Here is a 13879-nt window from a genome sequence, read left to right on the forward strand (position 1 = left end):
TTCCTGCTGAATGGTGTAGGTCAGCGGATCACGAACCTCAGGACCTGCTCGCCCCCACTGAGCTGTATGATCTTCAACACGTAGATGCCAGTGCCGAGCGATGCGGCGTCCAGGGACCCGTTGGTCGCCACGTTCAAGGCCACCTGCCGACCGGTCGCGTCGTGGCAAACAACACGATCACCTTCCAGCAGGCCGTGCACGATCACACCGCCGGAACCGTCGTGGTGCAGCCACACAACGGATGTCCCGTTCCTGCTGACCGCTACAGGCCCGAAGTACTCAACCTGTCCGTTCAGATCCACCTGTTTCAACCGGTAATACGATAAGCCGTCCAGCGCCTGTTGGTCGACCACACTGTAATGCGCCGTGGTTTGGCTGAACCCGGCAGCGGCGAGGGAGCCCACAGCGACGAACCGGTCGAGATCCCTGCTGCGTTCCACCACGAAATGACTGCTTCCTGTTTCCGTGGCCGTGGACCAATCCAGGCGAACCGCCTCTCCTACCTCCTGCGCGCTGAACGCGAGCAGTTCCACCGGCAACGGACCTACTGAAGCCCAGACATAGTCTTCGGTTTCGCCTTGCGGTGCCGCCATGTACGGAACGGTGGTGCTCATGGAATCCACCGACAATCGGATGCGGATGTAGAACAGGCCGCCGGTGTTGACGAAGGGCGGCACAGTGAACAGCATGCTGTGCACGGCCGAACCCGACAATGCCGGAATGCCAACCGCGTTCAACGACCGCTCAAGGGAGTCCAGGAAATCACCGTCCGCGTTCCAATCGATGTACGCCCGCAGGTGGGTTTTCGAAGCTGAGTTGTTGGTGGCGCGCGTAGGCAATGCGTAGCTGGACCCCGCAGGTGGCCATGGGTCGACCCAAGGGTTGTTGGTGAGGGCATCTTCTTCAGTGCCATCGCCATCGGCCATAAGGCTGTTGTTCGCCAGCACTTCTACCCCAGGGGCGACGAAACCAAGGTTCACCCCGGAGAAGAGCGTGCTGGCGGCGGCCGGGGGCTGATAGTTGATGTTCAGATCGTAAACGATGGGTGCATCGCCGTAGTCGTATTGCACATTGGCAATGGTGACCTGGCAGCTCTCGGTGGTCTCGCAGCCGTTCGCGTTCACCGTGGTCAAACTGATCTCCACGTAGCCGTTCGCAACGTCCACAGGTGTGGGCGTGTAGGTGAGCGTGGGCGCTGTCACCGTTCCACCGCCAGCAATGTTGGCCACCGTGGTGGAGCTCCAGAAGCGTGTGGTCGCACCGGTGACACTGATGCCGCTGAAAACAATGTTGCTACCCACCACAACGGATCCGGGACAGTTGAAGCCGCCGATGACCGGATAAGGGAACACCGTGACGCCTGTCGCATCCGAAGCGAGGTTGCTTTGGCCTGTCGGGTTGATGGCAGTATGGATACTATCGATCCGGGCGAAGAGGTTGACGGTGGCGGCGCCGATCGCCAGGTCCACGTTGAAGGTGGAAACGCCCGTTGGTATCTGGAGGACGGGAATGGACTGCGCACCAAGGTTGCCGTAAAGTGCATTCGGCACGGCCGGATAGAACGGATCCAGCACGTTGGGCGGGGTGATGTTGAGTCCTGCAGTGGCGTTGTAGATCTCGCTGGCGTAGGTGGCACCAGCACCGGTGAGGTTCAGGAACAAGTCGGTATTGCTGACCGTCAACCCGCTGTTGTTCGTTATGGTGACGGTGGCCTGAACGAAATAGCCCGTCCCGCAACTGCTCGCCGCGGGTATGTTAACGGCAATGGTGATCTGGTTCCCCGGTGTGCAGTTGGTGCCCAATACCGGGATCGTCACGTTATCGCCCGTGTGCACCGCGCCGTTGAACCCGTCGATGTTGATGAAGCCCCCTGCATTGAAGCCGATATCAGGCAGCACCAGTGGCGGCTCGTCCAGGACATTGACGGGACCGGCTGCAACACCCATGCTCAGGTTGTAGGTACCAGCCACTACACCGCTGTAATCGTAGATGTATTGGCGCACAAGGCATTCCCCCGCGTTGAGAACGTATGGCAGTTCCACCTCGAAGAATTTGGCCAGAAAGGCTTCAACGTCCGTGTCCAAGGCGGTCTGGTGGGCTCCCGGCGTGGCGATATCAGTGAGGCTTAGCGTGGCCCCAGCGATGTACACGGACCCTTGTGCGCTCACCGCCGCACTGTAACAGTCTTCAACATCGGTGCCCCCGTAATAAGTACCCCAGGTCTGTTGCCCAAGGCCATCGAACTTCATCAGGAAGGCATCGTCCTCAATGCCGTTGAGCACCGTGCCGTACGAGAAGGGTGTGGCGATGAGATCAGGACTGGTGGTGCTGCCGGTCACATACGCGTTGCCTGCGGCATCCGTCGCCACGTCGCGGGCCTCATCGCCATCGCTCCCTCCAACATAGTTACCCCATTGCCGCACACCGGTTGCATTGTACTTCACCAGGAAGCCGTCCTTGCTACCCGCACGGAAACCTTGGTGCAAGGCCCCGAACGCGATCGCATTGTCGCTGTCCGTGGTACCGGATAGGAATGCGTTGCCCGATAGATCGCACGCAACGCCCATTTGCTCCTCCGTTTCCAGGCCACCACAGTAGGTGCCCCATTGACGAGCACCGGCAGCATTGAACTTCACCAGATAGGCATCGGGGTTGTTGTTGCCGCCATACGCTGCTTGCGGTGAACCGGCCGTTGAAATGCCAGCGGTGCTCATGGTCTGCCCGGCCAGGAAGACGTTGCCGGTGGGATCAGTGGCCACCGCGGCTTCCAACTCCTCAAACGCACCACCGTAGTACGTGGCCCATTGCCGCACGCCGACCGCGTTGAATTTCACCAGGAATTGGTCGCTCACCCCGTTGAACGTATTGTCGAACGCGCCAACGGTCCCCAGGTTGGTGGAGCCTTCCGTGACACCAGCGAGGTAAACGTTGTTGGCAGCGTCCGTGGCCACGGAGAAGCCGAAGTCCGCATCGGCACCGCCGTAGTAGCTGGCCCATTGGCGCACGCCGTTACTATTGAACTTCACGATGAAAGCGTCCTCAGCTGCATTCAGCGCTGCCTGGTGCGAACCCGCAGTGGCAATGCCCGAAGGGCTGTCGGTGAACCCGACCAGGTACACGTTGCCAGCGGCATCGGTGGCCACGCCCGTTCCGTAGTCGTCATCCACATCGCCATAGTAGGTACCCCATTGGCGTACCCCGTTGCTGTTGAACTTCACGAGGAACGCATCCCGCGCATCCGTGTAGGCCGGCCGGTGCGCCCCCACGGTACCGATCCCCACCGTGCTCTTGGTGGTTCCTGCTATGTACACGTTCCCCGCCGCATCCGTGGTCACACTGAAGGCCTCATCGCTGTCCTCTCCTCCGTAATAGGTGGCCCAATCGAGGTCCGTGGAGTAAGTTCCTGTTTGAATGATGTTGTTCACCATGACCGCGCCGGGCACGGCAATGGGCAGCGTTGGGGTGATGAAGGCGGATGCGTCGCCTGTGTTGCAGATGCTGATCTCGTAGGTGACCAGGTCATTACAGCCCACGCCGCCGGTGGTGATGTTCGTACTGATGATGGCCTGCGGAGGACAGGTCACGGGGTCATCCACACGATCCGCTTGCGGGCTGATGTTATTGAAGGTCGCGAACTCATCGGCCACAACGGTTTCGTTGTAGAGGTTGAAAGGGATCGGAGGTGCATTGCCTGCCAAGGCGCCGTCGTAGTTCACGACAGCATACAGCGTGTTCGTGCTGGCGAACTGCAGGCTGGGCACCGCAGTACTGAAGCTTGCACCCGGCACCAACGTCTGCACACCGAAGTTCTGCACGAACAACAGGAGGCTGGTGGCGTTGGTGGGCGGCCCATTGTAGAAAGACACTACCAGCGGTCCGTTGAAATCGACCGCACCCGCGTTGGAAATGCTCAGGTCAGCCACGAAGTTGGGCGGAGGCGTGGTGCAACCGCTGGCGGTGAACGCATCGACGGTTATAGCAAGGTCGTACGATGGATCGAAGGAGCCGTTGCACCCGGCATTGATCATGTCCTGGACCAACTGCACGTTGGCCTGCATCAACTGAGCATACGTCGGTGCGCTGAAATACCCGCCGGGGCTGGCCACATTGGTGCCAGCAAGCACAGCACAGCCCGAGGCCGCCTCAATGGCCACTACCACCACGTACACACCGGCATTCTTCACCTGGGTTGCCAGTGTGCTCAACCCTGGCGGCACCTGGCTGCAGGCCGCATCGGTCATCAGCACGATCACCGGCTTGGCCACACGGCCGGGCACCGGGGTTTGCCCAATGGACTGGTAGGCGTTGAGCAACGCCGTGTATGGGTCGGTGCCACCGATCAACGCCCGAGGGGCGTTCTGATAAGCCAACACATCGGCCAACAGGTCGGAATAGCCCACGCCCGCCACCGGGAAATTGAATTGCTGCCACACGCCCGGGCTGTCCCAGTCCGCGATGGCCATACGGCTTTGGCCGGGCCCACTGCCCCACGGTTGCATGCCATTGAACAAGGCCGTGATGAACTGCCTGCTTTGGGTGTTCTCCAACGCGCTGACGGAGCCGCTCTGGTCGTTGGCCACGAACACGTCCAAGGCACAGGTCTGTGCAACAGAGACCGTCGCACCGCTCATTACGGAGGCGCAGGACAGAACACCCAAGTACCGCTGCAAGGCCATTGCTCGCTCGAAGATGGCCACAATTAGGACTGCACGTTCGATCACACGCTGAAACGGGAAGAACAGCGGACGAAACGGGCCACCAACGACCTGAGGGGCAATGTCCCCTGAACGAGGAACGGTCTTTCGGACCAGTGGAAGCGGACTATCTTCACTGCCACACCCATGCGCATCATGTTCACCCGGTTGTTCCTCACGTGTGTCCTTTCCAGTTCTGTGCTCGGTGCATTGGCCCAGCAACGCGCCGTGCATTCACGCGCCTGCATCAACTTGAGCGGACACGCTGATGCAGTCCCTACGCTTCAAGGCTTGGGCATCTGCCTGGACCACACCGACCTCTCGCCCGGCAACTTCGTCAGCGGCGATTTCAGCGAGCGTGATCTGGACCTGGCGCGGCAAGCGGGCTTCGAGGTGCGCGTGGAAGTGGCCGACATCGGGGCGTTCTATGCGGAACGTGCCGCCCACAACACGGGTGCTGACAAGTCTTTCGGTGAACCGGGCTGTCCGGGAAGTGAGACCTACCCGGAACCAGCGCATTTCGTGCTGGGCAGCATGGGCGGGTTCTATACTTGGCAAGAGATGCAGGACCAGTTGGATTCAATGGTGGCCCACTTCCCTGCCCTGATCTCCGCAAAGGCGTCCATCGGCACTTCGCACGAAGGGCGACCGATCCACTACGTGCGCATCAGCAACAACCCGAACGTGGACCAGGCCAAACCCGAAGTGCTGTACGATGCGCTGCACCATGCCCGTGAACCCGAGAGCGCGATGCAGTTGTACTACTTCATGTGGTACTTGTTGGAGAACTACGGTACCGATCCGTTGGCCACGCACATCGTCAACACCCGCGAGCTCTACTTCGTGCCGTGCGTGAACCCCGATGGTTATGTGCACAACGAGACCATCGCCCCAATGGGCGGCGGTATGTGGCGCAAGAACCGCCGCGACAACGGCGATGGTTCGTTCGGTGTGGACCTGAACCGCAACTACGGCTATGCATGGGGTATCGATGACTGGGGTTCCTCACCAAGTACCGTCAGTGACACCTACCGAGGTCCATCAGCCTTCAGCGAACCGGAGACCCAAGCGATGCGTGATTTCATCGTTGGTCGCGAATTCGTAACTCGGCACAGCCATCATTGCCGCGGCCATCTGCTGCTCTACCCATGGGGGCACGTGAACACGCTTTGCCCCGATTCCGCCGTGTTCTCCACATACGCCCAACGCATGACGGAGGACAACGGCTACCACTTCGGAACCACCTACGAAGCGCTCTTCTACCTGGCCAACGGCAGTGCAACGGATTGGAGCTACGGTGAACAAGTGGCCAAGCCGAAGATCTTCGGTTATGTACCGGAGACGGGCACCTACATCGACGGCTTCTGGCCTCAGCCCGATCGGATCGTGCCGCTGGCACAAGCCAATATGGAGCAGAACATCATGCTCGCGCTTTTCGCCGGCGCATATGCCGAAGTGAAGGATGTTAGCCCTCGCGTTGAGAACAGCACCACGCCCAGCGCGACCTTCGCACTACAAAGCCTCGGGCTCCAGGACGGCACGTTCACCATTTCCTTGGAGCCGCTGTCCAACGTCATCGCCGCCACCGGTCCCCAGACCTTCAGCGGTCTCGACACACTGGAAACCGTGACTGCGAGCATCGGCCTGACGCTCGACCCGCTGATCGCCGATGGCGAGTCCTTCAGCTATGTGCTCGTGCTCGATGCCAACAACCTCATCCTGCGCGACACCATTGAACGGGTGTATGGCGAACCGCTCACTGCCTTCAGCGACAACAGCGCCACGGACGACAATTGGACGGGTGGCTGGTCGCTCACGAACGAAGACTGGTTCTCGGCGCCCAGCTCGTTCACGGATAGTCCACTGAGCAACCATAGCGCTTTCGAAAACAATGCTTGGGGTCTTGCCGTACCCATCAACCTATCGCTCGCCACCACGGCCACGCTGGAATTCATGGCGCGCTGGACCTTGCAGAGCGAACTGGACCACGTTCAGGTGGAAGCCAGCGACAATGGAGTGTCGTGGACCGCGCTCTGCGGCACCTGGTCGCGGCCTGGCACGGACACCCAATTGGAAGATGAGCCGGTCTATGACGGCAAACGGACCGACTGGACCTTGGAACGCATGGCGCTTGACGACTTCATCGGTGGCCCGCTATACCTGAACTTCCGTCTGCGCAGCGAAGACCAGATCGAATACGACGGCTTCTACCTCGACGATGTGGTGGTGACCATCACGGGGGATGTTTGGACCGGGGTTGAACAGGTGGCAACATCCGGAGCGTCGGCACAATGCCATCCCTCGCCTGCCACCACCAGCGCGACGGTCTTCTGGGCTTTGCCTGAACACCCTGAAGACGCCCAATGGCAACTGGTGGATGGCCGTGGTGCGGTGGTGTTAGCCCATTCGGTGCTGGGGCGGTCCGGACGGCTGGATGTATCCGTAGGCCACTTGGCCTCAGGGCTTTACAGTTACCGTCTGGTTTCCAACGGGCTGGTACGGGCACATGGAAGACTGAGCATTCTGCCCCAATAGAACCCAGTGGGGCGATCGGCCGTTCAAAGGCCGCTATGATCCGCATCCCCACTGGTGCGCTGGCCACCCTCCTCACCGCCAGCCTTTTTGCCCAGCAGCCCGCTACTGACGCAACTGCCCTGTACACGCAGGCCATCCAACGCATGAAAGCGGAGGACCATGCTGCTGCCATTGAGGCATTCAACGAGCTATTGGTGTTGCGTCCGGAAATGAGCAAAGCCTGGTACTACCGCGGTTTGTGCCGGCAGGCCCAAGGCGATCTGGAGGGTGCTGCCCACGACCTGGAGCGCACGCTGGCCCTGCAACCCGGCGACGCCAACGCCCGCATCCGCCTCTACGACGTGTACACTGCGCAAGGAAATCCCCAACGTGCCATCGATGGGCTCACCAATTTGATGATGTCCTTCCCGACCGGCCCCATTGCCGAGCACGCACTGTTCAGCATGGGCCATGCGTACGTCCAATTGAACGACCACGCCAGCGCTCTCGCCGCCTATGAGCGCTTGGTCACGCTGGCGCCCAACAATGCCAAGGCCTGGTTCGACCGTGGGGTGGCCAAGAGCCATTTGAAGGACCTGCCTGGTGCCATAGCCGACATGAGCAGGGCCCTCGAACTGGACCCCACGCTCACGAATGCCTACGCCACACGTGCTTTGGCGCTCATCCACGCCGAGCGCAAGCAGGAAGCCTGCCCCGATCTGATGAAGGCAAACGAACTGGGCGACCCCAGCGTGGCTGAATTGATGGCCATTTACTGCGACTGAGGTCCGGTGACTTGACCTGTTTTCGGACGTCTTTGTTCGGCGCCGCGGCAGCATCTTTGCCGCCGAAGGCTAAACCGAACCCCAATGATCCGTTCCCTCTTTTCCATCGGTCTTATCGTGACAACATTCCTCAGTGCCAACAATGTCCATTCTCAAGCTTTTCAGGGCGGTGGCAACGTGCTGGGCTTGGGGATAGGTGCAGGCGGCCGGTACAGTGCATTCTCGACTTACTCCGGGCAATCGCCCGTTTTCATGATGACCTATGACCATGGCATGGGCTTCAAAGCAGGCCCTGGCGTGGTTGGCATCGGGGGCTACTTCGCGTACAAGACACTGCGGTACTATTACAGCTACGGTTACTTGGGGTCGAACTACTACTACGACGAGCGTTGGAACTACCTGATGTTCGGTGTCCGCGGCACATATCACTGGAATGAGTGGCACGGGATCGACAAGTTGGACACTTACGCCGGCGTGCTTGCGGGCTTGGACATCATCTCATACTCCGACAATTCCTACTACGCCTCGGGCTATGCGCAGCGTTCGTACCCAGGGTCCCGGGGCCGCACGAACCTCTTTGCCGGGGCGCGGTGGTACTTCACTGACGCCTTCGGCGCATATGCGGAACTCAGCCACGGGGTGAGCTACGCGACCATAGGTCTACAGTTCAAGTTCTAGTAACACGACAGCCTCGCAAGAAGGCCGCCCGTTCAGGCGGCCTTCTTACTTCGATGGGGTTATGAGCAACGGCCTTGTGGGAACTTCCCTCTGATCGTTGAAAAGTCGGCTGTTTATCAACAAGACCAAGGCCCGGTTCGGCGGGTACTTTGTGCCTGACGGTGGCGTGGAACATTCAGTTCCACCCTTCACCGACCACCGAACGAGACCATGGCCAAGATCATCAGCATAGTGAACCAGAAAGGCGGCGTGGGAAAGACCACCACCGCCATCAACCTGGCCGCCTGCCTGGGCGTGCTGGAGCGCAAGACCCTGCTGGTGGACGCCGATCCACAAGCCAACGCCACCAGCGGCGTGGGCATCGACCCGAAGAAGACCGGCCACAGCATCTACGAATGCATCGTGAACGGCACCGATCCGAAGAACGTCATCCAGGGCACGGTGAACCCGAACCTGGACATCCTCCCTGGCCACATCGACCTGGTGGGCGCCGAGATCGAGATGATCGACATGGCCAGCCGCGAGCAACAGATGAAGAACGTGCTGGACCCGCTGCGCGACCAGTACGACTTCATCCTCATCGATTGCAGCCCGTCCTTGGGCCTCATTACCGTGAACAGTCTCACCGCCAGCGACAGCGTGATCGTGCCGGTGCAGTGCGAGTACTTCGCGTTGGAGGGCTTGGGCAAATTGCTCAACACCATCAAGATCGTGCAGCAGCGCCTCAACCCGGCGTTGAGCATCGAGGGCATGCTGCTCACCATGTACGACAGCCGTCTGCGCTTGGCCAACCAAGTGGTGGACGAGGTGAAGACGCACTTCCAGGAACTGGTGTTCGACACGGTGATCCACCGCAACGTGACCCTGAGCGAAGCACCCAGCCATGGCCAGACCATCGTAATGCACGATGCCACGAGCAAGGGCGCGGTGAACTACCTGAACCTGGCGCGCGAGATCCTGCAGAAGAACGAGATGACGCGCATCCCTGAGCGCGAGCGTACCATCCCCATCGCGCAATGACGAAGAAACGTGGGCTGGGCCGTGGGCTCAGCGCCTTGCTGGAAGACAACAGCACGGAAGTGATCGCGCGCCCCGAAGGTGTGCGGGCCGAGGACGTTGCGCCGCCGCGGGCAGGTGGCACCATCAGCACCATTCCTGTCGACCAGATAGAACCCAACCCGTTCCAACCGCGCACCTCCTTCAGCCAAGAAGCGCTACTGGAATTGGCCACCAGCATCCGTTCGCTCGGCATCATCCAGCCGGTGACGGTGAGGAAGATGGGCTACAACCGCTACCAGCTCATCAGCGGTGAGCGGCGTTTCCGTGCGAGCCAGGCCGCGGGGTTGAAGGAGGTTCCAGCATACGTCCGCGTGGCGAACGATGAGGCCATGCTGGAGATGGCGCTCGTGGAGAACATCCAGCGCGAAGAACTCGACGCCATCGAAGTGGCCATCAGCTTCCAACGCCTGGTGGACGAGGTGAAACTGACGCACGAAGAGCTGAGCCACAAAGTGGGCAAGGACCGCGCAACCATCACCAACTACCTGCGCCTGCTGAAGCTGCCCGCCGAAGTGCAGCTGGGCCTCCGCCAGCGGCAGATCGCCATGGGGCATGCACGCGCGCTCATCAATGTGCCCGATCCCGCCCGCCAGATCGAACTCTACCACCTCATCGTTGAGAGCCAACTGAGCGTGCGGCAAGTGGAGGAATTGGCGAGAGAGAAGAAGTTCACCAACAACAAGCCGGCAAAGGCCACCATCGTGCACTTCCGTGATCTGGCCAAACAACTCACCAAACAGCTCGGCGTGAAGGTGAACGTGAAAGGCGATGTGCGCGGCAAGGGAAAGTTCGAGATCCCCTTTGCCGATGCCTTGGAGATGGAGGCCATCGTGAAGCGCTTCCCGAACTGAGCGGCCCGATGGTTGCTCGGTCGTTGATCATGTCCCGAGACATTGGCCCTATTGATCCTGCTCACGTCATCGCAAGCGGCAGCCTAGCGACCCAGCCAAATACACTGGATCGCTTCGGACCTAAAAAGGTCCTCGCGATGACGGTCCGGCCAACGTGGTGCAAGTCCTTGATGTTGATCGCGGTCGTCCTGTTCGCTGCTGGTGCGGCCGCGCAGACCGCCGCTCAGCCGGACAGCACCAACAACGAATGGCGCCTACGCCACTCCCCCACCAAAGCCACCATCTTCAGTGCGGTGCTCCCGGGCGCCGGACAGGTATACAACCGGAAGTATTGGAAGGTGCCCATCGTGGCAGCGGGCATCGGCACCTGCATCTATTTCATCGACCGCAACACACGCCAATACGAGCGCTACAAGGACGCCTACATCGCCCTCACCGACAACGACCCGAACACGGTGGACGAGTTCAACGGACAGTTCAGTGCGGGCGCAGTACTCGACGTAGCGAACACCTACCGGAAGTGGCGGGACCTGTCGTGGATCTGCACGGGCGCCGTGTACATCCTCAACATCGTGGACGCCACCGTGGATGCCCATTTCGTGCGCTTCGATGCCGGTGATGACCTGACGTTGGCCGTGGCACCAGGCTTTGAACTGGCTTCGCAGAACGCCATTGGGTTCAGCCTGCAGTTGAACTTCTGAAGCATGAACATCGCCTTGCTCGGCTACGGAAAAATGGGCAAGGCCATCGAGGCTGCTGCTCTGCAACGCGGGCACACCATCGGCTTGAAGGTGGGCAGTAGCAACGCCGGTACGGCACCCACCGGCTGCGATGTGGCCATCGAATTCAGTAAGCCGGAGCATGCCCTGGCCAACTTGCGGCTTTGCCTGAATGCAGGCGTTCCCGTGGTGGTGGGTACCACAGGGTGGTACGACCATCTGGCCGAGGTGAAAGCGCTGGTGCACGAACACAACGGCAGCTTGCTCTGGGCGAGCAATTTCAGCATCGGGGTCAACCTCTTCTTCCGGCTGAACAAACAGTTGACCCGGCTGATGGACCCACAGGCGGCCTACCATGTCCACATCGACGAGGTGCACCACATCCACAAGCTGGATGCACCCAGCGGAACCGCCATCACCCTGGCGCGCGATATCGACCTGAATTCGCAGCGGTACAGTGGCTGGGCCTTGCAGTCATCTGGCCAAGCGTACTCTCCCCTCTCCACTGGAGAGGGGACGGGGGTGAGGCCCATTCCCATCGCCAGCGAACGCACCGGCGAGGTACCCGGCAAGCACAGTATCTCCTGGACGAGCGAGGAAGACCGCATCGTCATCACGCACGAGGCGTTCTCAAGACAGGGCTTCGCAACGGGCGCAGTGGTAGCAGCCGAGTGGCTACGCGGCCGAACGGGGCTCTTCACAATGGACGATGTGCTGGACGAGGTCCGCTGACCGTCCATCACGGCCAATGTGCGCTTGCACCCGTTCGTAACAGCTCTTGGCAAGTCGCGGCGCACGGGCAACGCGGCGGATTGCGCACATTCGCGGGCCAACGAGCGAGGCGAGCAGCAGAGGGAGCGTCATTCCCCTGCCCCCTTCAAAGGGGGACAACGGCGTCTTCGACCGGTGGTTCTTGTATCCGACTGAGCAATAGATCATGATCCCGTACCTCTTCCTCTTCGCCTACCTCATCGTTCTTTACGCCACGCTGTGGAAGTTCTTCGTGAAGGCCGGCCGCAAGGCTTGGGAAGGCTGGGTGCCGCTCTACAACATCTACGTCTGGAACAAGATCATCGGCAAGCCCTGGTGGTGGTTGTTCCTGTTGCTCGTGCCGGGGGTCAACTTCCTCATGCTCATCATCATGAACGTGAACCTGGCGATCTGCTTCAATGCACGTGACCGCCAGCACTACCTGCTCGCCTGCTTCCTGCCTTGGTATGCGCTGCCCAAGCTGGCGTTCGGCGCCCAGTACAACTACATCGGCCCACTGCCGGTGAAGGAACGCCGCACCACGCTGCTGGCACAATGGGGTGATGCCATCCTGTTCGCCGTCATCGTGGCCACGGTGTTCCGCACGTTCACTTTCGAGGCGTTCACCATCCCTACGGGTTCGATGGAGAAGAGCCTGCTCATCGGCGACTATCTCTTCGTGAGCAAGCTGAGCTACGGCCCGCGCATGCCGATGACGCCCATCAGCGTGCCCTTCATGCACCACACCATAGCGGGCACCAAGAACACGCCCAGCTTCGTGGACTGGTTCAGCATGGACTACTACCGGCTGCCCGGCTTCGGCTCAGTGGAGCGCGGCGATGCGGTGGTGTTCAACTTTCCGGAGGGGGATACCATCGTTATCGACATGGAGAACCCGAGCTATTACCAATGGGTCCGTCAGACCCGAGGAGGAGTCAACACGGTCCTAGCTCGAAAGCGAGTGGGTATCCGCACCGCTGATGGCAGCTATGCCGAAATACCCGTTCAAGGCATACGAACAAGACCACTGGACAAGCGTGAGAACTACATCAAGCGGTGTGTTGGTCTTTCAGGGGATAGCATTGAAGTCCGCGAGGGACAAGTTTTTGTGAACAGTGCTTTGTACCCCTTGGCTGAAACCGGTCAGTTCAACTATTGGATGACCAGCAAGCCACAGTTGAGCGAGAAGAAGATGAAGGAAGATTGGGACATCAACAAGGCTGATTTCAAGCTTAGCCGTGACAGAGGAATTGCCCCGCCCAACTATGTACTGCCGGTGACACAGAGAGACTACGAGCAGTTCAGCGAACAGCCCATGATCAAATCCATTGTAGGCACTATGGAACCGAAGCATCCAGGTGCTGACGAAGCCTACCCCATCTTCCCGAACGACCCGGCCTACGCGTGGAGCCGCGACAACTTCGGGCCCATTTGGATCCCGAAGGAAGGCGCCACCACCCAACTCACGTTGGCCAACCTGCCGCTCTACCGCCGCGCCATCACCGCCTATGAGCACAACGAACTTGAGGTGCGTGATGGGAAGATCTTCATCAACGGCGCAGAAGCCACGAGCTACACCTTCAAGCAGAACTACTACTGGATGATGGGTGACAACCGCCACGGATCGCAGGACTCCCGCTATTGGGGCTTCGTGCCGGAGGACCATGTGGTGGGCAAGGCCGTGTTCATTTGGTGGAGCTCAGACCCAGAGGTAGAAGGCCTTATTGATGGCGTGCGCTGGAAGCGCATCTTCTCGCTGGTGGATTGATCCTCACCACGCCGCATGCCGACCTTTAGCGCGTGAAGGCCCTTTTGCACCGTTGGCGGCA

Annotated in this window: 9 protein-coding genes; 8 read left to right on the forward strand and 1 reads right to left on the reverse strand. The window is 60.2% G+C overall.

The window, feature by feature from the left end:
* Positions 1 to 20 precede the first annotated feature (20 nt).
* Positions 21 to 4721 carry an SBBP repeat-containing protein gene (locus tag IPJ76_00605; GenBank protein QQR86759.1) on the reverse strand — a complete coding sequence of 1567 codons (4701 nt, stop codon included), beginning with the start codon at positions 4719 to 4721 and terminating at the stop codon, positions 21 to 23.
* Positions 4722 to 4841: 120 nt separating this feature from the next.
* Here IPJ76_00605 and IPJ76_00610 point away from each other — a divergent pair, with 120 nt between their 5' ends.
* The 8 genes from IPJ76_00610 (at position 4842) to lepB (ending at position 13818) form a co-directional block, all read left to right on the forward strand.
* A complete protein-coding gene (locus IPJ76_00610) occupies positions 4842 to 7229 on the forward strand; it encodes an immune inhibitor A (GenBank protein QQR86760.1) in 2388 nt (795 codons plus the stop codon).
* A gap of 35 nt (positions 7230 to 7264) precedes the next feature.
* On the forward strand, positions 7265 to 7993 hold the full coding sequence (locus IPJ76_00615) for a tetratricopeptide repeat protein (GenBank protein QQR86761.1): 729 nt from the start codon (positions 7265 to 7267) through the stop codon (positions 7991 to 7993).
* An 84-nt stretch (positions 7994 to 8077) separates the two neighbouring features.
* On the forward strand, positions 8078 to 8671 hold the full coding sequence (locus tag IPJ76_00620) for a hypothetical protein (GenBank protein ID QQR86762.1): 594 nt from the start codon (positions 8078 to 8080) through the stop codon (positions 8669 to 8671).
* A 210-nt stretch (positions 8672 to 8881) separates the two neighbouring features.
* Positions 8882 to 9691, forward strand: coding sequence for a ParA family protein (locus IPJ76_00625; protein ID QQR86763.1), 810 nt, complete (start codon positions 8882 to 8884; stop codon positions 9689 to 9691).
* Positions 9688 to 10581 carry a ParB/RepB/Spo0J family partition protein gene (locus tag IPJ76_00630; protein QQR86764.1) on the forward strand — a complete coding sequence of 298 codons (894 nt, stop codon included), beginning with the start codon at positions 9688 to 9690 and terminating at the stop codon, positions 10579 to 10581. The genes IPJ76_00625 and IPJ76_00630 overlap by 4 nt, the downstream gene beginning before the upstream one ends.
* Before the next feature lie 170 nt (positions 10582 to 10751).
* Positions 10752 to 11282 (forward strand): hypothetical protein, encoded by a 531-nt coding sequence (locus IPJ76_00635; GenBank protein QQR86765.1) that lies wholly within the window; start codon positions 10752 to 10754, stop codon positions 11280 to 11282.
* A gap of 3 nt (positions 11283 to 11285) precedes the next feature.
* On the forward strand, positions 11286 to 12032 hold the full coding sequence (dapB, locus tag IPJ76_00640; protein ID QQR86766.1) for a 4-hydroxy-tetrahydrodipicolinate reductase: 747 nt from the start codon (positions 11286 to 11288) through the stop codon (positions 12030 to 12032).
* Positions 12033 to 12843: 811 nt separating this feature from the next.
* Complete coding sequence (gene lepB / locus IPJ76_00645; GenBank protein ID QQR88367.1) at positions 12844 to 13818, forward strand: signal peptidase I; 975 nt, start codon at positions 12844 to 12846, stop codon at positions 13816 to 13818.
* Positions 13819 to 13879: the final 61 nt, after the last annotated feature.

The organism is Flavobacteriales bacterium (assembly GCA_016699575.1).
Lineage (GTDB): Bacteria > Bacteroidota > Bacteroidia > Flavobacteriales_F > PHOS-HE28 > PHOS-HE28.

What these genes read in the sequence shown, in the direction of transcription:
- IPJ76_00630 (QQR86764.1), top strand. Translation starts at nt 9,688, where the DNA reads ATGACGAAGAAACGTGGGCTGGGCCGTGGGCTCAGCGCCTTGCTGGAA.
- dapB (QQR86766.1), top strand. Translation starts at nt 11,286, where the DNA reads ATGAACATCGCCTTGCTCGGCTACGGAAAAATGGGCAAGGCCATCGAG.
- IPJ76_00625 (QQR86763.1), top strand. Translation starts at nt 8,882, where the DNA reads ATGGCCAAGATCATCAGCATAGTGAACCAGAAAGGCGGCGTGGGAAAG.
- lepB (QQR88367.1), top strand. Translation starts at nt 12,844, where the DNA reads ATGGACTACTACCGGCTGCCCGGCTTCGGCTCAGTGGAGCGCGGCGAT.
- IPJ76_00615 (QQR86761.1), top strand. Translation starts at nt 7,265, where the DNA reads ATGATCCGCATCCCCACTGGTGCGCTGGCCACCCTCCTCACCGCCAGC.
- IPJ76_00635 (QQR86765.1), top strand. Translation starts at nt 10,752, where the DNA reads ATGTTGATCGCGGTCGTCCTGTTCGCTGCTGGTGCGGCCGCGCAGACC.
- IPJ76_00620 (QQR86762.1), top strand. Translation starts at nt 8,078, where the DNA reads ATGATCCGTTCCCTCTTTTCCATCGGTCTTATCGTGACAACATTCCTC.
- IPJ76_00610 (QQR86760.1), top strand. Translation starts at nt 4,842, where the DNA reads ATGCGCATCATGTTCACCCGGTTGTTCCTCACGTGTGTCCTTTCCAGT.